The 19028-nt window shown below is 58.0% G+C and carries 17 protein-coding genes; 11 read left to right on the forward strand and 6 right to left on the reverse strand.

Annotated features, from left to right (window positions below; genetic code table 11):
* Positions 1-15 precede the first annotated feature (15 nt).
* The 9 genes from polA to ABZN20_RS16660 all read left to right on the forward strand — a co-directional run bounded on the left by polA (position 16) and on the right by ABZN20_RS16660 (position 7074).
* On the forward strand, positions 16-2736 hold the full coding sequence (gene polA, locus ABZN20_RS16620) for a DNA polymerase I (RefSeq protein ID WP_367027580.1): 2721 nt from the start codon (positions 16-18) through the stop codon (positions 2734-2736).
* Positions 2723-3127, forward strand: a complete 405-nt coding sequence (locus ABZN20_RS16625) for a GIY-YIG nuclease family protein (RefSeq protein WP_367025986.1) — start codon at positions 2723-2725, stop codon at positions 3125-3127. Before polA ends, ABZN20_RS16625 begins: the two co-directional genes overlap by 14 nt.
* A gap of 33 nt (positions 3128-3160) precedes the next feature.
* Positions 3161-3388: a type II toxin-antitoxin system Phd/YefM family antitoxin gene (locus tag ABZN20_RS16630; protein ID WP_367025987.1), complete on the forward strand. Its 228-nt coding sequence runs from the start codon at positions 3161-3163 to the stop codon at positions 3386-3388.
* Positions 3372-3815 carry a type II toxin-antitoxin system VapC family toxin gene (locus tag ABZN20_RS16635; protein WP_367025988.1) on the forward strand — a complete coding sequence of 148 codons (444 nt, stop codon included), beginning with the start codon at positions 3372-3374 and terminating at the stop codon, positions 3813-3815. Before ABZN20_RS16630 ends, ABZN20_RS16635 begins: the two co-directional genes overlap by 17 nt.
* Positions 3816-3883: 68 nt before the next feature.
* A complete protein-coding gene (locus ABZN20_RS16640) occupies positions 3884-4123 on the forward strand; it encodes a type II toxin-antitoxin system CcdA family antitoxin (RefSeq protein ID WP_367025989.1) in 240 nt (79 codons plus the stop codon).
* Between the two features lies 1 nt (position 4124).
* The gene (locus tag ABZN20_RS16645; RefSeq protein ID WP_367025990.1) at positions 4125-4442 is read left to right on the forward strand and encodes a CcdB family protein; all 318 of its coding nucleotides are present in this window, start codon (positions 4125-4127) and stop codon (positions 4440-4442) included.
* 26 nt (positions 4443-4468) lie between these two features.
* The gene (locus ABZN20_RS16650; RefSeq protein ID WP_367025991.1) at positions 4469-5329 is read left to right on the forward strand and encodes a radical SAM protein; all 861 of its coding nucleotides are present in this window, start codon (positions 4469-4471) and stop codon (positions 5327-5329) included.
* 49 nt (positions 5330-5378) lie between these two features.
* The gene (locus tag ABZN20_RS16655; RefSeq protein ID WP_367025992.1) at positions 5379-6680 is read left to right on the forward strand and encodes a DUF3422 family protein; all 1302 of its coding nucleotides are present in this window, start codon (positions 5379-5381) and stop codon (positions 6678-6680) included.
* Positions 6681-6741: 61 nt separating this feature from the next.
* On the forward strand, positions 6742-7074 hold the full coding sequence (locus ABZN20_RS16660; RefSeq protein WP_367025993.1) for an MliC family protein: 333 nt from the start codon (positions 6742-6744) through the stop codon (positions 7072-7074).
* A gap of 35 nt (positions 7075-7109) precedes the next feature.
* Here the strand turns inward: ABZN20_RS16660 and ABZN20_RS16665 are convergent, their stop codons facing one another.
* The 3 genes from ABZN20_RS16665 to ABZN20_RS16675 are packed head-to-tail and all read right to left on the reverse strand — an operon-like array spanning position 7110 to position 9553.
* Complete coding sequence (locus tag ABZN20_RS16665) at positions 7110-7847, reverse strand: SDR family oxidoreductase (protein ID WP_367025994.1); 738 nt, start codon at positions 7845-7847, stop codon at positions 7110-7112.
* Between the two features lie 2 nt (positions 7848-7849).
* A complete protein-coding gene (locus ABZN20_RS16670; RefSeq protein WP_367025995.1) occupies positions 7850-9151 on the reverse strand; it encodes an FAD-binding oxidoreductase in 1302 nt (433 codons plus the stop codon).
* Positions 9152-9553 (reverse strand): GtrA family protein, encoded by a 402-nt coding sequence (locus ABZN20_RS16675; protein ID WP_367025996.1) that lies wholly within the window; start codon positions 9551-9553, stop codon positions 9152-9154.
* Positions 9554-9968: 415 nt separating this feature from the next.
* On the opposite strand from ABZN20_RS16675, the gene ABZN20_RS16680 reads away from it, so the two are divergent.
* Together ABZN20_RS16680 and ABZN20_RS16685 are read left to right on the forward strand one after the other, a co-directional pair.
* On the forward strand, positions 9969-10799 hold the full coding sequence (locus ABZN20_RS16680; RefSeq protein WP_367025997.1) for a decaprenyl-phosphate phosphoribosyltransferase: 831 nt from the start codon (positions 9969-9971) through the stop codon (positions 10797-10799).
* A 4-nt stretch (positions 10800-10803) separates the two neighbouring features.
* Entirely contained in the window at positions 10804-11208 is a 405-nt protein-coding gene (locus ABZN20_RS16685) for a divergent PAP2 family protein (RefSeq protein WP_367025998.1), read from the forward strand.
* Positions 11209-11324: 116 nt separating this feature from the next.
* Here ABZN20_RS16685 and ABZN20_RS16690 read toward each other — a convergent pair whose 3' ends face one another.
* The 3 genes from ABZN20_RS16690 to ABZN20_RS16700 form a co-directional block, all read right to left on the reverse strand.
* Positions 11325-12962, reverse strand: a complete 1638-nt coding sequence (locus tag ABZN20_RS16690; RefSeq protein ID WP_367025999.1) for a glucosyltransferase domain-containing protein — start codon at positions 12960-12962, stop codon at positions 11325-11327.
* Positions 12963-13176: 214 nt separating this feature from the next.
* Positions 13177-14046 (reverse strand): class I SAM-dependent methyltransferase, encoded by an 870-nt coding sequence (locus ABZN20_RS16695; protein ID WP_367026000.1) that lies wholly within the window; start codon positions 14044-14046, stop codon positions 13177-13179.
* Between the two features lie 90 nt (positions 14047-14136).
* Positions 14137-18855, reverse strand: coding sequence for a glycoside hydrolase family 99-like domain-containing protein (locus ABZN20_RS16700; RefSeq protein WP_367026001.1), 4719 nt, complete (start codon positions 18853-18855; stop codon positions 14137-14139).
* Positions 18856-19028 lie beyond the last annotated feature (173 nt).

Consider the following 19028-nt stretch of genomic DNA (forward strand, 5'->3'; position numbering starts at 1 on the left):
CGACCGTTCTTGAGCATGCCCGTGTCCGACACCTCCCCGCTCCTCGTCCTCGTCGACGGCTCCTCCTTTCTGTACCGCGCCTTTTTCGCCCTGCCGCCCTTGACCAACTCCCGCGGCGAGCCGACCGGGGCCGTCTACGGCGTCATCAACATGCTGCGCAAGCTGGTGCAGTCCTACGACGGCGCCCATATCGCCGTGGTGTTCGACGCGCCGGGCCGGAATTTCCGCGACGAGCTGTTCGAGCATTACAAGGCGCACCGGCCGCCCATGCCGGACGATCTGAGGAGCCAGATCGAGCCGCTGCACCAGGCGGTGCGGGCGCTGGGCCTGCCGATGCTGATCGAGCCGGGGGTGGAGGCGGACGACGTCATCGGCACCCTGGCCAAACAGGCGGTAGCGCGGGGCTTCCGGGTGCTGATCTCGACCGGCGACAAGGACATGGCGCAACTGGTGTGCGACGGCGTGACCCTGGAGAACACCATGTTCGACAGCCGGCTCGACGTCGAGGGCGTGATCGCCAAGTTCGGCGTCCCACCCCAGCGCATCGTCGATTACCTGGCCTTGGTCGGAGACACCTCGGACAACATCCCCGGCGTGCCCAAGGTCGGCCCCAAGACCGCGGCGAAATGGCTGGCCGAATACGGCTCGCTCGATGCGCTGATCGCACGGGCCGGCGAAGTCGGCGGCAAGATCGGCGAGAACCTCCGCGCCAGCTTGGAGTTGATCCCCCTCTCGCGCGAGCTGGCCACCATCCGCTGCGACATCCCGCTGCCGCTGGCGCCGGAGTCGCTGGAGCGGCAGCCGCCGGACAAGGCGGCCTTGCGCGATCTGTACGCCCGGCTGGAGTTCAAGACCTTGCTGCGGCAACTGGACGCCGAACCGGATGATCCGAAGGCCGGTCCTGCCGTCGCCCCGGCGCCGAAGGCCGAGACGCGCTACGAGGCGGTCACGGACCAGGCGGCGTTGGATCACTGGCTGGACAAGCTGAAGGCCGCCGAACTGTTCGCCTTCGACACCGAGACCAGCAGCCTGGACTACATGCGTGCCGAGATCGTCGGCGTGTCCTTCGCGGTCGAGCCGGGCGAGGCGGCCTATGTGCCGCTGGCGCACGACTATGCCGGCGCGCCGCCCCAGCTCGACCGCGCCATGGTGCTGGAGCGCCTGCGTCCGCTGCTGGAGGACGAAACCAAACCTAAACTGGGCCAGCACCTCAAGTACGACGCCAACGTGCTGCTCAACCATGGCGTCGCGCTGCGCGGCATCCGCCACGACACCATGCTCGAGTCCTACGTGCTGAACAGCACGGCCACCCGGCACGACATGGATTCGCTGGCCGCGCGCTACCTGGACCGCAAGACCCTCCATTACGAAGATGTCGCCGGCAAGGGCGCCAAGCAGATCCCGTTCGCCCAGGTCTCGGTCGAGGACGCTTGCCGCTATGCCGCCGAGGACGCCGACATCACGCTGTGCCTGCACCGGGCGCTCTGGCCGCAACTGGAGCGCATACCCGCGCTGCGGGCGGTGTACGAAACCATCGAGATTCCGCTGGTGCCGGTGCTGTCCCGCATCGAGCGCGCCGGCGTGCTGGTGGACGTGTACAAGCTGGCGGAGCAGAGCCGCGAGCTGGAAGTACGCATGGCGGAGGTCGAGACCGAGGCCCAGACCGTGGCCGGGGAGATCTTCAATCTCGCATCGCCCAAGCAGATCCAGACCATCCTGTACGACAAGCTGGGGCTCCCGGTCATCAAGAAGACGCCCACCGGTCAGCCGTCCACCGACGAATCGGTGCTGCAGGACCTGGCCGAGACCTTCGAACTGCCGCGGCTGATCCTGGAATACCGCTCGCTGTCCAAGCTCAAGTCCACCTACACCGACAAGCTGCCGCAGCAGGTGAATCCCCGCAGCGGTCGGGTCCACACCTCCTATCACCAGGCGGTGGCGGCGACCGGGCGGCTGTCGTCCTCCGATCCCAATTTGCAGAACATCCCGGTGCGGACCGAGGAAGGCCGCCGCATCCGCCAGGCCTTCATCGCGCCGCCCGGCCACAAGCTGCTGGCGGCGGACTACTCGCAGATCGAGCTGCGGATCATGGCGCATCTGTCGGGCGATGCGAACCTGCTCGCCGCCTTCGCCGAGGATGCCGACATCCACCGTGCCACCGCATCGGAAGTGTTCGGCGTGCCGCTGGAAGAGGTCACGCTCAACCAGCGCCGTTCCGCCAAGGCCATCAACTTCGGGCTGATCTACGGCATGTCCGCCTTCGGACTGGCGAAGCAGCTCGGCATCCAGCAGAAGCTGGCGCAGGGCTACATCGACCTGTATTTCACCCGCTATCCCGGCGTGCGCGCCTACATGGACCGCACCCGCGAATCGGCCCGCGAGCTGGGCTACGTGGAAACCCTGTTCGGCCGCCGGCTGCATGTGCCGGACATCCAGTCCCGCAACGCCCAGCGCCGTCAGTACGCCGAGCGCACCGCCATCAACGCGCCCATGCAGGGGACGGCCGCCGACATCATCAAGCGGGCGATGCTCGCGGTGGACGCCTGGATCGAGGCCAGCCGCGCGCCGCTGCGCATGATCATGCAGGTCCACGACGAACTGGTGTTCGAAGTGGCCGAGGACTTCGTGCCCGAAGCCGCCACGGCCATCGCTAAGCACATGAGCCGCGCCGCAGAACTCGCCGTGCCGCTGGTCGTCGACATCGGCACGGGCGACAACTGGGATGAGGCCCATTGACGCGCAAGCGGCGACGGTCTACCAGCTCGACATCGTGCTGACGGCCGACCGCATGATCGCGGTCGGCCGGCTGGGCGAGTTCCTGTTTCCGGCCGGCCGTTACGTCTACACCGGCAGCGCCCGCCGCAACCTGGCGGCGCGCATCGATCGCCACCTGAGCCGGGACAAGCGGTTGCGCTGGCACATCGATTACCTGCTGATGGCCGGAGAGGCCGAGGTGGTGGGCGCCCGTTTGTTCGAGGACGGCGAATGCGCGGTGAACCGGGTGACCGAAGGCGTCGTCGTCGCGCCGGGTTTCGGCGCCAGCGACTGCCGCAGCGGCTGTGGCAGCCATCTCAAGTACTGCGGCAGAAGCGAGTGCTTGGCGGTTTCCGCGAATGTACATTTATAATTATGCCATTTTGTACATCTGGAGGAAGTTGCCGTGAAACAAGCCACGTTTACCGAGGTTCGCAATCATGCCAAGCAGTATTTCGACCTCGTTGAGGCGGGAGAATCGGTTCGGGTTTTGCGTAACGGCAAGCCTATCGCCGACATCGTGCCGGTGATGGCCGAACTTCCGTCGTGGAAACGCCGCAACGTGCAGCCTCTAGTGCTTGATGGTATCGCCCTCAGCCGCATGATTCTGGAGGAGCGTGAAGCCGGGCGGTGAGGGGAGCGTTGCGATGCGGGTTTTTTTCGACTCTTCGGCCTTCGCGAAACGTTATGTTCGCGAGACGGGCACCGACTCGGTTCTCGCTTGGTGCGATCGCGCAGACGAGATCGGACTTTCCGGGATTGCATTGCCGGAGATCGTTTCGGCGTTCCGCCGTTTGCGTCGGGAAAATCGGATCACGGAGGAGCAATATCGGCAGATCAAGTCGTTGCTGCTGCTCGACATTCAAGATGTCGCCGTGTGTGATCTGAATCCGGCTGTATTGGGAAGTGCAATTTCCTGTTTGGAGAACAATGTATTGCGAGGTATGGATGCCATTCATATCGGCAGTGCCGTGGCGCTGAAGGCCGATGTATTCGTCTCCGCTGACGGCCGGCAGCTCGAGGCGGCGGAGCGCGCGGGGCTGCGGGTAGCAGCGGTTTAATGGCAATGGCGCCAGTTTTGATGTTGGCCTATCATGCGCATACGATGCTACCATGAGGACGCCGCGTCATGGCGATTACCGAGACCCACGCCAAGAAGGCGACCAACATCACCCTTTCCGCCGACGTTCTGGCCGAAGCGAAAGCCTTAGGGATCAACATTTCTCAAGCCTGCGACCAGTTCTTGCGCGACTTGGTGCGTGCCGAACGGGAACGGCGCTGGCAAAGCGAGCAAGCCGAGTTTGTCGCGGCCTATAACCGCTTGGTGGAGCAGGAAGGGTTGCCGCTGGAACAGTGGCGGATGTTCTGAAATGGCGCGTTTCGACGTCTACCGCAACAGCGGTCCTCGAGCCGCCGACGTGCCCTATTTGCTCGATGTGCAAACCGAAGTGTTGAGCGGGCTGGACACCCGCGTCGTGGTTCCATTGCGCCGACGCAGCCGTTTTCCGGCATCCATCGTTCCGGCTAATCTGATGCCGATGGTGACGGTCGAGGGCGACGAATGCATTCTGGAAATTCCCAAGCTCGCCGCCGTTCCCGTGCGAATCCTGAAAGTGCCGGTGACTTCGCTATCCGCCTGCCGCCCGGAAATTACCCAGGCGCTGGATTTTCTGTTTCAAGGGTTCTGACCGGAACCAGCCTGGTATTTTCGAGCGTGTCCGCATCCCATCGACTTTCCGTTTCCGACCACAGCCGCGACAGCGCCGGTCTGCGCTACGTCTATCCGGTCTTGTCCAGGCGCTCCGGCGGCTTGTCGGTCGGCATCAATCTCAACCCGAACAATGCCTGCAACTGGCGCTGCGTCTACTGCCAGGTGCCTGACCTGCGCCGCGGCGGCGCGCCGGCCGTCGATGTCGTTCTGCTCGCTCAAGAGCTGGAGGGCTTTCTGGCCGATGTGCTCGAGGGGGATTTTTTCGAGCGTTACGGCGTACCGGACGACCAACGGCGGATTCGTGACGTCGCCATTTCCGGCAACGGCGAGCCGACCAGTGTGGCGGAGTTCGAGCAGGTCATCGCAACCATCGGGAAGGTGGCGGAGCGATTCGGCTTGCCCGGACGGATCGGGTTCGTGCTGATCACCAACGGCAGCGGCGTCGAGCGCTTGCCCGTCCAGCAGGGCCTGAAGCACTGGGCCGCCCTGGGCGGCGAGGTCTGGTTCAAGCTGGACAGCGCCACCGAGGAGGGCATCCGCCGGATCAACAACGTGCATCTCAAGCCCCAAACCGTGAGGCGCCGCATCGCGGCCTGCGCGAAGCTTTGCCCGACCTGGCTCCAGACCTGCATGTTTGCGATGGACGGTGCGCCGCCTTCCGCCCCGGAACGGGAGGCCTATCTGGCCTTCCTGTCCGGTCTGGTTTGCGACGGCGTCGCTTTGCGCGGCGTATTGCTGTACGGTCTGGCGCGGCCCTCCCTGCAGCCGGAGTCGTCCCGGCTGGCGCGATTGCCGGCGGAGGCTCTGGAGGCGTTCGGCGCCGCGATCCGGGAACGCGGGCTGGCGGTCAGGATCACTCCCTGAAGTCGGCTCGATGGCGGAATTCGAACAATCACAACGAGAATCGAGGCTTATGCTACCGACTCACAGCCATGCGGACCGCAGGGAGCTGAACGACGAAGTTCATGCGCGGGCCTACGAGAACCTGTTCGCTCCGGAACAGGTGTCGCAACTGATCATGCTGGTGACGCCCGAAGACCGGGCGAACGAGCATGCGCACGTCGCGAAACTATGCCGCGCCTGGAGGATCGCCGCGCCGGAATCGGGCGGGCGGATCTATTTCGACAACGGCGAGGTGCGGGTACAGATCGAGCGTCACCAGGAATTCACCCGCTACTGGTTCGGCCGGCGCATCGACGGCGTCGGACCGTTCGAGAATTCCCTGTGCAACGCTTTGCCGCACGACTGGCTCAACAAATTGCCGGGCACCTTGCTGGTCGCCGCGCACGTCGAACTGGTGTCCAAGCAGGAGGAAAGCCGCTTCCGGACCGAAGAGGACTTGAGCCGCGTTTTCGAAGGGAACCGGGTGATCGCGGCGAAGATCGCCGGGGGCGCCGGCCGCGCCTACACCGATTTCCGCATCCACGGGGACGGCTACAGCCGCTTCCTGGTCGTGGACGAGTCGCTTTCGCCGGGGCAGGCGGGCCGGACCGTGCAGCGTCTGCTGGAGATCGAGACCTACCGGATGCTCGCGCTCATGGCGTTTCCGGAAGCGCGCAAGCTGATCCCGCAACTGCGCACCGCAGACCGTGGCCTCCTGCACCTTACGGCGGGGCTGGCGCGGGGCGGCGGCGAGACGGACGAGGCGATCCAGGCCGAATTGACCGAACTGGCCGCGAAGGTCGAGAACCTGCTGTCGGCGAGCTATTCGAGATTCGACGCCTCCCGTGCCTACCACGCGATCGTCAATACCCGGCTCGAGCAGTTGCGCGAAGAGCGCATTCCGGGCTTTCCGACCTTCACCGAATACCTGACGCGGCGCCTGTCGCCCGCCATGCAGACCTGCAACGCGGTCGCTCACGGGCTGGAGCAGCTTTCCCGCCGCATCGCCAACGCCAACCAGTTGCTGACCACCCGCATCGACGTCAAACTGGCCCAGCAGAACCAGTCTCTGCTGCAGTCCATGAACCGCCGCGCGAAGCTGCAACTGCGGCTGCAGCAGACCGTGGAAGGGCTGTCGGCGGTCGCCATCACCTACTACGGCGTGTCGCTGGCCAACGAACTGTTCAAGGGCTTGAAAGCCGCCGGCCTGCACTTTGTGAACGTGGAATTCATGACCGGCCTCAGCGTGCCCTGGGTCGGCTACATGGTCTATCGCGGGCTGTGCCGCTTCAGGGAAACGATCGAGCAGGACGAACTTTCGGAGCAGAAGTGAGTGCTTGCGGGTGGTTTCACGGACCCACGAGTTGACAATAAGGAAAGAAGGAAACGTTTTCGTGAATTCCAGAGATGTTATGCGGCAGGTAGTCGGTGCGGCGATCGGCGTTCTGGTTTCCGCCTGCGTCGGCATGGGGCAGTACGAAATACAGTCCGACCGTTATGTCCGTTATTACTGCGACGGCGGCAGGAAGTTCAGGGTCTGGTTTCAGCGGGACCGCGCGACGGCGGTCGTGGACCTGGGCGATAGGTCGGTTTCGCTGCCCAAGGTTACCGCGTCCGAAAGCGGAGACTATTACTCCGACGGCGTGACCGGCCTGTCGGTCAAGGACGATATCGCCGTGGTGGAGGAAAACGGGACCGTGACCTACAGCGCTTGCCTTTCCGGGTAAGCGCCGCGCGCCAACGGCGTGTTCCGCCGTCGGGATCAAAGTTTCAGGCGCTTGAAGATTCCCTCCGGGATGTGTTTGATCGCCAGCATGATGAATGCCCAGAATCCCGGCAGGTAAACCGAATCCCTGCCTTTGCCGATGGCCTTTTCGATGCCTGCGGCGATCTGCTCCGGCTGCGCCCATAGCATGCCCTTGTCGAAGGCCGCGGTCATCGGCGTGTCGACGAAGCCGGGTTTGATGGTGAGGACCCGCACGCCGCTGCGGAACAGCCGGTTGCGCAGTCCCTGGCAGAACACCGTGACCATGGCCTTGGCCGCGCCGTAGACGTAATTGCTCTGCCTGCCGCGATCGCCGGCCGGTGAGCTGATCACGGCCAGTGTTCCGCTCCCTTGGGTCTCCATCCGGTTGGCGAGGTGGGTCAGCAGCGACAGCGTGCCGATGGCGTTGACGTTGAGCTCCCGCAGCGCCTCGTCGAAACTCTGCTCGCAAGCCCGCTGGTCGGGCAGGGTGCCGTGGGCGATCAAGGCCACGTCGATGCCGCCGAGGGCCTCGTACGCCTGGTCGAGTAAAGCGGGATGGCTGGCGAAGTCTTCCGCCTCGAAGCTCGCGCAGCCCACCGACTCGGCGCCGCGGATGCGGAGGTCCTGCGCCAGCGCCTCCAGCCTGTCGGGGTCGCGGCCGAGCAGGTAGAGCCGGTCGCCGCGCCGGGCGAAGCGCCTGGCGGTGGCTTGGGCGATGGCGGAAGTGGCGCCGACGATCAATATTTTCTGCATGCTCAAAGTCCCAAACGTTCCGATTGCAACGAGCGGAAAACTCCATCCGCCCCATATTTTCGGCGCAAATCCTGGAATTCCTCCCAACGCGGGTAACCGGCGCGAAAGGTTTCTCCACTCATGCGCACGTCCTTGGTCAGATAGATCCGCCCGCCGTGATCCAGAACGATGCGGTCCAGTTCCTCGAGAAACGGCAACAGTCCCGGCTCCAGCTTGAAATCCAGCGCCAGGGTGTAGCCTTCCATGGGAAAGGACAGAGGGTTGTCGTTGGCGGGGCCGAAGGTCTTGAGCACGGCCAGGAACGAACCTCTCTTGGATGCCGCGATCCGCTGCAGGACCGCCGTGATGCCTGCCGCTCCCGACACCTTCGGGATCACGAACTGGTACTGGGTGAAACCCGACTTGCCGTAAATCCGGTTCCAGTGGCCTACGCCGTCCAGCGGATAGAAGAACGGATCGAAATGCACGACGCGTTCGCGTTGCGGCGCCCTTACCCTGTGGTAATAAAGCGCATTGAACGCAGCCACGCTGTACCGGTTCAAAACGAAACCCGGCGCATCGACGGGAACCGAAAGCGGTTTTTTTACGGTCCCCTGCAGGCGGCCGTCGTCGATGAAGTCGCCGGTCATGACGAGCGAGCGGCCCAGTCTCGGACCGGTGGAGAGGCAGTCGATCCAGGCGACCGAGTAGGGGGCGCCGGCATGCTCTGAAAACAGGGATAAGGCGTGATCGAGATTTTCGGCCGTGAAGGTGGTTTCCCGCAGATAGGCGCTCTCTATGGGCTTGAGCCGGAGCGAGGCTTCCAGGATGAAACCGGTCAGACCCATGCCGCCGCAGGTGGCCCGGAACAGATCCGCATGCTGCGTCTTCGAGCATTCGACGATCCGGCCGTCGGCCAGCATGAGCGAAAAGCGCTCCAGATGCCGGCTGAAACAGCCTTCGAGGTGATGGCTCTTGCCGTGCACGTCGCTGCCGATGGCGCCGCCGACGCTGATCAGCTTGGTGCCGGGCGTCGCATGCAGGAACCAGCCGCGCGGCACGAACACGTCGAGGATGTCGGCCAGCAGCACGCCGGCTTCGCACCGCAGCACGCCGGTGGCCGGATCGAACGCCAGGAACCGGTCCAGCCGGCGGCTGCTCAACACCTGCGGCGCCAGGGCGCTGTCTCCGTAGCTGCGGCCGTTTCCGCGCGGGATGCCGCGGAATTGAGCCCGCGGAAACCGCGACTGAAGGTCCGGAATCGAGAGCGGCGCGAACACTTCGGCGTCGACGGCGGGTTTCCGCCCCCATCCTGTCAGCCGCATTCAGATTCCCCGCTGCCGGAACACGAAGCGTTTGTCCATGTGGTATTTCATCAAATATCCCAGGGCGAGGCCGATGACCCCGCCCGCGTACCGCAGCGTCTTGGTTTGGAACAGGTAATCGAACCCGAACTCGAATCCCCAGAAAACCCCGGTCGTCACCAGCCCCATCAGCGTATACAAGGCAAAGGTGCGGGTGTCGTGTCCCAGTCCCTTCACCTTGAAACGGAAGATGTATTTCTTGTCGAGCACGTACTTGACTACCAATCCGACCGCCGTGCCTACCAATACGGAGGCCGTCACGCTATAAATCCCCTGATAAAGCCGGACGGCGACATCCTGGCTGCCGATATTGGCTGCGGTGGCGATAAGCGCGAAAAATGAATACCATAGCGCCGTCTTCATACCCTTCATCCAATTTCCTATTCCTGTATATGACAGTTACTCGAAGCGCAGTATGCAACCGAAACCACAAAGCTTTTTGCCCCCTCTCCCTCTGGGACAAATCCGCCAGGAGCGGATTTTATGCGGCACATCCCTATGCCGCACCCTTCGGGCGCTCCGCGTGCACAAATTTGCAGGGAGCAAATTTGAACATGCGGAGCATGGCCCGGAGGGCAGATCCCAAGGACGGGACCTGTCAATCGGCTTTCCTGCCGATTTGTGCGTGGACCCGAAGGGTGCCGGGCAGGACGGCCCGGCATGACTGGGCTGGGGTGAGGGAGGGTTTTACAGGTTTCCGTCAAGGGGAAGGGCTGTGACGGCCTCCAATTCTGCCACGGCGCGCAACACGGGTAAATCCAGTCTCGTCGGGTTGCTCATGCTGCTGCGGCCCCGCCAATGGGTCAAGAACGCCTTCGTCCTGGCCCCTCTGGTATTTTCCGGCGAGTTTCTCAACTTGTCTGCCATCGGCCAGTCGCTGCTCGCCGCGTTGTTGTTCAGCCTCGCGGCTTCTGCCACCTATGTGGTCAACGACCTCCACGACATCGAGCGTGACCGTCTGCATCCCACCAAATCCAGGACCCGTCCCCTCGCCGCGGGTATCGTTTCACCGTCTCAGGCCGGTCTGCTGCTCGCCGGTCTCTACGGTGCGCTGATCTGGGCATATTTTGTCATGCCCGGCGTGGTTCAGGTCATCGCGGCGTACTTGGTGCTGAATCTCCTGTACACGCTTGTGCTCAAACATCAGCCGGTGATAGACATCTTCACGATTGCCATCGGTTTTGTGCTGCGCGTTTATGCCGGCGCCCAGGCCCTCGCCGTTCCGGTTTCCCCGTGGATGTTCGTCACCACCCTGTGTCTCGCCCTCTATCTCGCCGCCGCCAAACGCCGCCAGGAACTCGCCTTCAGCGGCACCGGTGGACGCAGGGTGCTCGAGCGCTATAGCGTGGCGCTGGTGGACCGCTACGCCGAAATGGCGGCGACCGGCGCACTCGTGTTCTACAGTTTGTTCGTGATATCGGCCAAGCCCGGGATGGTGGTCACCATACCCTTCGTGCTGTTCGGGTTGTTCCGCTACTGGTATGTGATCGAAGTGCTGGACGGCGGCGAGTCCCCCACGGATGCTCTACTCAGCGACTGGCAGCTTGCTTTGACAGTGTTGCTCTGGATCGGCACTTGTATCTGGGCGCTTTGGCCGACCATCGTGTAGTTCTATGGACATCGCATACGCAATCACCCCTTTTCTGGCTTGGTTCGCCGCTGGCACCTTGAAATTCATCATCAACAGTTGCCGCGCCCGCCGTCTGGCATTCGGCCAGATCGGCTACGGCGGCCTGCCAAGCAATCACAGTGCCATAGTCAGCAGCACAGCCGCGCTCATCGCTTTTCGAGAAGGTATGAGCCATCCAGCCTTTGGGGTCGCAGTCACTATTGCTTTCGTCGTAATCATGGATGCCAACAGCTTGCGTCGCCAAGTCGGCAAACATGCAACGGCAATTAACCGCCTCGCGGGACTTGATAAAGACACCGAGCCGCTGCGAGAGCGAATGGGGCATACAAAAGCCGAAATCAGCGTCGGTATCTTGGCAGGAATAGCGGTTGCTTGGCTGATTCATTGAGGTAAGCCCACGGCTCTGCCGGAAGGTGCTAGCGGGGGCTTCACCGGTTCGTGGGATGTCATGAACCTGAAATCTTGGTAAACCCACCGTTGGCCGGGAGGTTGGATCATAGCGTGCTAATCCTCTGTCCAGGTAAGGGGCAGATCGGTTCGGTATTGCTCAAGCAATATGACGAGTATCCCATTAACCATGTAGACGGAGTCATCCGATGGCCAAGGGGTTTTCGACGTCATGGATTCGACAGCCGTGGCGACTTCCGCCTTTGTGGGGCTGCGGAAAACATCTTTGCCAACGAAAAAATTCAACATCTGGACTTGGCGATAGTTTTTGAAAGCGTAAGATGTAATATGGGGCGTCAGTGGGCCAGTGAAGTTATTGACATACTTGGCACGATCAAAAGATGAATATTGTCCAGCAATTACTACAGGTAGTGGTTGGCTAGCGTCCTCCCGTCCGGCAACCAATTCCGCACGCGCCACTATGCGATTGATCGTATTGATGTCGTACATAGTCTTCATTGCGGCAGCATTGCTTTCCTGAGTCGCGAGAATTACAAAAAAATACAGGCAGACGGTGGCGCCTATTGTACAAACCGCCCTAGTAAATCTTGTCACAAGCCCCATGGCAACAAAGAAGGCAAAGCAGTAGCCATACGCCGCGAGAATTCTTCCGGCTTCAGACGGAGAGTGGTTGTTAATGACGTAGGGTGCGTGTATGGCTAACGGCGTCAGCCCGGCTATGAAAAGTGCCAGAAGTAATATGATGGATCCTTTTCTCCAAGCCGCGGACAATGTTCCAGCAACGCCGAAACCGAGTGCCAGAGCGGGCAAAAACTTGAGATCGGCCGGAATGCCGGCCATGCCAGCGGTGAAGTAGGCCCACGTTTTTCTGTAAGCCGCTGAACTTTCGATCATCGCTTCTTGGAATGTATTGATATGTGTCCTGCTGCCATAATACTTAATGGTATTTGCGTTTGCAGCACTAAAATCGGTAGTTATGAACAGCTTTGTTATCGCCCAATAGAGCGCCACAGCGCCAACGACCGCAAGGAAAGCGGCGGACAGATCCACTAGTGCCCCCCGTAACGGCGCCGCACTGCGCGTCAACGGGCGATCTTGGGTCAACTGCAGCAGCACCACACCGCAGGCCAGGAAACTGACCACGCCGATCTTCGGTTGATAAGCGGCGATTTCAAGCAGAAAAAAGAAGGCGCCGCCGATGACCCGTCCCCAGTAGGTCTTAGCCCGCATCAGGTTCCACGCGCCAAGTAACGCAAACGTGTCACCCAGCACGAAGCTCAGGTGGTCGATCGAAAATGAATAGTAATCAAGGAAAGCAGGGAACATGCAAAGCACGCCGGCTACACACAGGACTGCACGCCTGCTAGTCAGCCCAACCAGTTTCGCCAGAAGGATGCCGTTCACGGCCTGAAGCATCGTGGCGCAGATCATCTGGAATGATTGGACTCCGGAACTGCCTTGAGCCAAAATTATCATATCCGCAAACCAACGCCCCTCACCCCATGTCTTGAAACTTGGATATGGCATGGACCAAGAATGAGGGAATATGTGATTATTGAATATGGGTAGGGTATAAAAATAACTGTAACCGGCGACTTGCAATAGCATCAAGAAGCCAAAGGCCGAGCTATATTGCTGAATTAAGCCTTCAATCCTGAGCGTCATGCTGTTTTCCAGTCGGGCACATGTCTTCCCTGCATGCTTCAATATGCCTTCCGCATATATCATGGTCATAAGTTAGTGTCCTTAGATCATCTTTGGCGGTCGAAACCGATCTTCTGCGTCCCGCTAAACGAGGCTGAATGTATCCGTTCAGCCCCACACTTTTTTGCTGGGAACGGGGCCGTCCTGGCCGCTTTTTCAGCGGGCGGGACGCCCACGCTCTCAGGGGGCTGAACGGTTACATTTCGGTGGTCTTCGGTCGAAGATTTCGTCGAAGCATAAGTCATCATTGCGGCTTTTTTGTCGCAAAGACTTCAATATATTCGCCGTCAATGCCCAAAGTTCTGTCCCTGGTGAGATAGGTGGTGGTCATGGCCCCCGACCAAATGCTGATTAAAGCTTCGAAATCAGCTCCATAATCCCAGGTGACAAGCGATCTTCCGTCTCCTACGGGGTTTCCATGATAGACGGGCTCCTTGACATATTCAATTTGTGACCCAATAAGCTTCGCCCTGGGGCTGCTAAAAGGCAGATTTTTTTCTTTGGGTACGGTAAATATATGAGTTCCGCCGGGTTTTAATACTCTAATTATTTCCTTGAATGCAAGGGATGGGTGAAAAATGTGCTCGAATACATCTTGGGTTATGAATAAATCAAAGCTGTTGTCCGGAAATGTGAGGGACTCTAGATTTTCGCAGCGGACTCCCTCAATAATTGCGCCCCTCTCTTCGGAGTCAAAATATTGAGAGAATGAGTAGGAATTGCAGTATCGAGAGATGAAATCATTTGACGGGGATGATTCATGAATCTCCTGACGCTCCCAGCCTTCGAAGTGAGTGTCAAGGATGTATTGAATGTGGCGTTGACGCGGAAGCGAAAGGCAATTAACGCAAACGTATTGATCCCTCAGCCAGTCGCCGTCTAACCTAAACACCGTTTTCTGTCTGCAACAGTGGCAATATCCATGATTACTGGCTTCGAGCAATTTTTTGAATTGGTCACGCTCTGATGAGATCAATGACAATTCTTCGAGGAGCCGATTATGCTCACGAGAAAGCACACTAATCTCGGACCGCATTTGATCCCGCTCAGAGACGATTCGTCCGAGGATTGGCGTATTTGAAGCGATTTTTTTCAAAAAATGGGGGTACTTCATTTGGGTGCCGTGTCTCGAATTATCCAATCGCCGGGTTTAGAGTCGTCAAGCACGTGAAGCCTCGGTGTGCGAATGAAACGGCCGGATAGATCAATTTAAGGTGGGATCGATATGTTTTTCAAACATATCAAGATAAAAATCCACGAGCCTTTCAATGCAGAAACGCTCTCCGGCCATGCGGGCCTGCTGCCTCGCAGAATTCATTCTTCGCTCGTCTTTTATTAATGCGCCTATGGCTTGCGCCATCTCATCGATAAGCGCTTCCTCGTTATGGTTCCTGGAGACGACAAATCCAGGCATCTCTTCCTTGGCTATGCTCATTATATTTGGGATTTCTCCGATATCTGTTGCGACGACAGGAAGACCGCTCTGAAGGCATTCCAAAACGAAAAGAGGGAACGATTCTCCAGGATAAGTGCTTGGGAAAACTCCAATATCACATTCCTTTATGACTGGGAAAGGATTATCGAGGCGCCCCAGGAAGTACAAATAATCCTTATCCAGATTGGCGGATTTGATCGCTTCGAAATCACGCCCATCGCCGATGAGCAATAGTCTGCAGTCGCGTTCGATTTGGTGTCGCACTCGTCTTGTAGCCTCAATTGCCATCTGCCACCCTTTTTCGTAGACCGCGCGCGAAGCGATGACAAGAAGAACCGTGTCCTTGTTTGCATTAAGGCTTTTTCGAATATTGAGGTCCAAGCCAGCGTTTGGCGGACGTAAGGTAATTGCGTTGAATGACTTGGTAAAGCGCGCATGCCGCAGTCCGCGGATTTTTAGAGGTGCGGTGTTCTTGTTGGACAAATACAGCCATTCGTTTACATTCTTTCCAATGTATGCCATGAAATCCTTTGTTAGAAGTTTTTCGTCTACTGATTCATAGCCGCCATGAAGGGAAGCGATATAAGGGCGTCTAATATCAACGCCGGTGTGAGAAAGGCAATATTCGACACCGAAATTATGAGAATTGATAATTTCGATTCCGTACTGATCCAAGAAATATTGAAAACAATGCTTGACGTCATCCCAATAGACGACAGGGATATCGTTACGCAAGCGGTGGCGAAGCACCGGGGGATCGTCTGGAGAATTCTTTACCAGCGCCAGAAATGTAATATGATGCCCGCGTGCACGGAGTGCGTTTGCGATGTCGACAGGTACGATCTCCCCGCCTCCCACAGTAAAGCCGTAGCTCGCTATGCAGATGCGCAAGCTTTCATTCTTTGATGCGTGGACATCTTGTACATGCGCCATATCGATCGCTGAACTATCGGATAATTCGTATTCAAATACTTTTTGAAGCGCCTCGATATGGTCTTGAGTGACTTCCTTTGTTATCCCATACAATTTGCGCAGGTCTTGAAGGATCATCTCATGTTCTAAAAGATGCCTGTCAGAGAAGAATGCCTTCCGCGACGTCCCCCCATGATTGATGCGGAAATACGACTTGGCTTCCTTGCGGAAGGCAATTGAACCTCCTCGCGCAATCATGGCATAAAAATACCAGTCGCCCGCAAAAGTATATGAAGTCAGGCGGTTCTTTTCGGTTTCTGTGAGAATCGGCTTTCGGAATACCGCGCCTGAAACATTTGGAATGATGTTCTTGATGGCGAAAGCACCGGAAAAAGCGCGGTAGGCAGGAACAACATGGGAGTGATCCCAATTGAGGTCATTCAGATCGTCGTAATAGTGCAGGAGGCCCGGATCCGGCATGCCCTTCGTATCGATATAACTAATATCGCCGTATGCCAGAAGAACATCCTCTTGGTCGAATTCAGGGAGGATATTGGCGAGGAAATCGTGCGGGGCGTCGTCGTCACTTTCGGCTATCCAAATCAAATCCCCAGTCGCATGTTCTAGTCCTTTTATCCATTGCTTGAACACATTGCCAGAATTGCTGGAATTTGTAAGGATGACATACCTTATGTTTGACTTTGATAGGATCTCGCGTGCGATTGTTATGCTGTTATCAGAAGAAGCGTCGTCAAGAAAGATGATTTCTTCTGGTTTCTGGCTCTGCTGAATAATAGATGTGAGTCTCCGTTCAAGAAACTCAGCATGGTTGTAGTTCGGTACAATTACTGTTATGCGTGGCTTGTTGTCGGCGCAGGCGTTTAATGCCTTTTTTGTCGCCTCGAGGTATCCAAAGCCATATTTGGTATCGGGTTCTAGATACGTGCCTTCGCCCCATTCATTCCATGCATTGATAAAGACGAGTTTTTCATTATCAGCCAATTTCGGGTTTGCGGAAGTGGTTTTACAGGCTGTCAGCAGCCATTGTGAATAACTGGTCAGGGAAAAATTTCGAAAGACAGTCGCACGCTTGCCGCGTCTGCCCGTGTTGTCCCATCCAAGTGTGATGCCGGGGAAGAGCTTATAGTCCGTGGCCAAACTGTCACAGAAAAGGTGCGCAGTATTGTCATAATCAACGACAGATCCTTCAAAGTCTTGCAGGAGCTTGGGTGTTTGACCGTTAATCGAGGGCAAAGGGTTGGGAGAATGAGGGGGAAACTGTACCGCGGCATCGAAATGGAAGTCCCGTGGGTCCATTTGACCAAAAGTCTGTGCGGAAACCAGGTAAAGTCCGGGCCAGCCAAGTTCCATTGCTCGCCTTCGCCATAGGTCCTGAATACGCGTGATCTCGGGAATGATTCCTGGTCTATAGACTATGAGCAAGGGTCTTCCATCGATTTTTATATATCTGTCGTCGCAGAAATATTCGTTGACATAATTGAGAAAAGCTAGTGCATCTTTTTCGCTATGCCGTTGTGCGATCAGTATCTCGTCATCAAGCCCGTCCCAGCGGCGGGTCCAGTTCTCGTTTGCCCAGCAAAGGCAAAACGGTTGGTTGATCTGCGTGTTGGCAAGCATGTTACGTAAAGGCTTTTCAAGTAATGTCTTGCCTGCAAACCAGTAAAAATAAAAACAGAAGCCGTAGACGCCTGCTTTCTTCGCGAGCTTGACTTGTTCTTCATAAACGCCGACATCATCCAAATTATAATAGCCAAGATGCAATGGAACGCGTGGCTGATGGTGCCCTTCAAACAGAGGTTCCCCCCTCCGAGTATTGGTCCATTCGGTAAATCCTTTGCCCCACCATTCGTCATTCTCGGGAATGGCATGGAACTGGGGAAGGTAAAATGCAATAGCCTTGACTGGACTATGGGCGACGGGTTCAGCGGAAAGGTCAAAGTAATACTTCTCTGGAAGTTCTAGCGATGTGGCATCTGCACTGTGTGCCGCTGCGATGCCGTGGTCGCCGTGATCTTTAGGGCTTTGCGGTGGCTTTACGTCAGTCAATTTGAGCCGGTGTTTCACAGTTTCGCTTACATGGCTCGGGATTATTATTTTTATCGGTGGTGGCACATAGCGCCAGAAGTAAGGAAATGCTGCGCCGATCGCGCGGCTGAACTGTCCTGTGCCAAGCCACCAGCTCAGCATTAGTGCGCGGCGGGTATTCCGTAGAAGCCATCTCAAGGGGCGCGAGATGGCGCGGAGCGGTGCGGTAACGCGCCAGCTAGTGGAGCTGTAGAGGGCTGTGAGCAGCGTTTCACGCTGAGCCATTACTTGCTGAAGGGCCACGATTTGGCTGTCACGCTCGGAAATGATCTGGTTGAGCGTGGTTAAGTGGACGACCTCTGATCGGCATTCCTCAAACACCTTCTGAGCCTTTATCAGATCTGTTCCAACCTTTTCAAGGTCGAGCTCACGCGCGCCTATTTGCTGCCATGCAGCCTCTGTGTCCGTGAGAAGGCGGCTGACGTCGGACCGGAGCCTGTCCAGATCGCCGACACCCGCATCAAGTCTGGAGGCAGCCGAAACGATGACATCGCGGTGGCTCTCGTCGAGATCGGCTATACGCCCTTCGAGTTCGGCAAATGACGGACCGATGGTTGCGAGTATCTGGTCCAGTTGTGTTTTCAGTTGTGTAAAGGGGGATTCCGGTGGCGCGGCATCCCGGTGAGCAAGCTCCGTTTCGACCGCCCTCAGGCGATTAACCGCGGCCAACAGATGTCTTGCCACGTCGGCGTTGAAGAGATGCCGGTTCTTTTCGATGAGCTTGTCGTAGCCGGTGATATGCAAGAGGGGGGCATGACCGGTTTGCGCAAAATGATCGTAGAAATTCTGATGATCCCTGCTCCACTGGTTGTATTGGGCGGTCACGCGAGGCAGGTGATAGAAGGGATAGCGGCTGCCGACGCGCAGTAGGAGGTCCCAGTCCTCGTAAATATCAAACTGGGGATCGAACCCCTCGACCTCCAGCAGCACTTGTCGATCGAAAAGCAGGGTGTTTAGGGGAATGTAGTTACCGCAGAGCAGTTCGGCGAGGTTGAAGTCTCTGGAGCCGAATACCTGGCGATTGACGATCTCAAACTCGCCTGTTTCTACGTTGTAAACCTGCCAGCACAGCTCGGCATCCGAGTAGCAGACCCGGTGCTCGATGTGCTCGAGGCAAGAGGCCAAAAGCTCTATATGCTCAGGCAAGAATCTATCGTCGTCGTCGAGAAAGCATAGATACCGCCCCGTTGCTGCTTGCAGGCCCGTATTGGCTGCTTTGGCACGGCCTTGGTTCTGCTCGAGTTGAATCAGGACAAGTTCGACATCGCCGGCATGCTCCTTGAGCGCTTCCTCGGGTAAGGTCCATCCACCGTCGTTGACGACGATCACCTCCAACGGTCTGTGAGTCTGCTCGCGTACACTTCGTACCGCATCTGCCAGGCGTTTGGGGCGGTCTTTCGTTCGGATCACCACTGAGACCAGTGGGTTCTCATGGCTCAGGTGAGCCGGTTCAGCAGGAGTATTGTTCATTATGCTTTCGATGATCGGATGTCAATATATATGCCAAAATCAGCCTTTCTTGGATGGCATTGGCGCTAATGGGTGGCCGCTGATCCGCCGGAGTTTTATTGTTGAGTGGTGTGGATTATATCCGGGCAGGATTCGTCGTGCCGATAGCTTGGCGACGTTTCCGGTTCAGGCTT

Origin of the sequence: Methylococcus sp. ANG (assembly GCF_040730495.1) — a bacterium.
GTDB lineage: Bacteria > Pseudomonadota > Gammaproteobacteria > Methylococcales > Methylococcaceae > Methylococcus.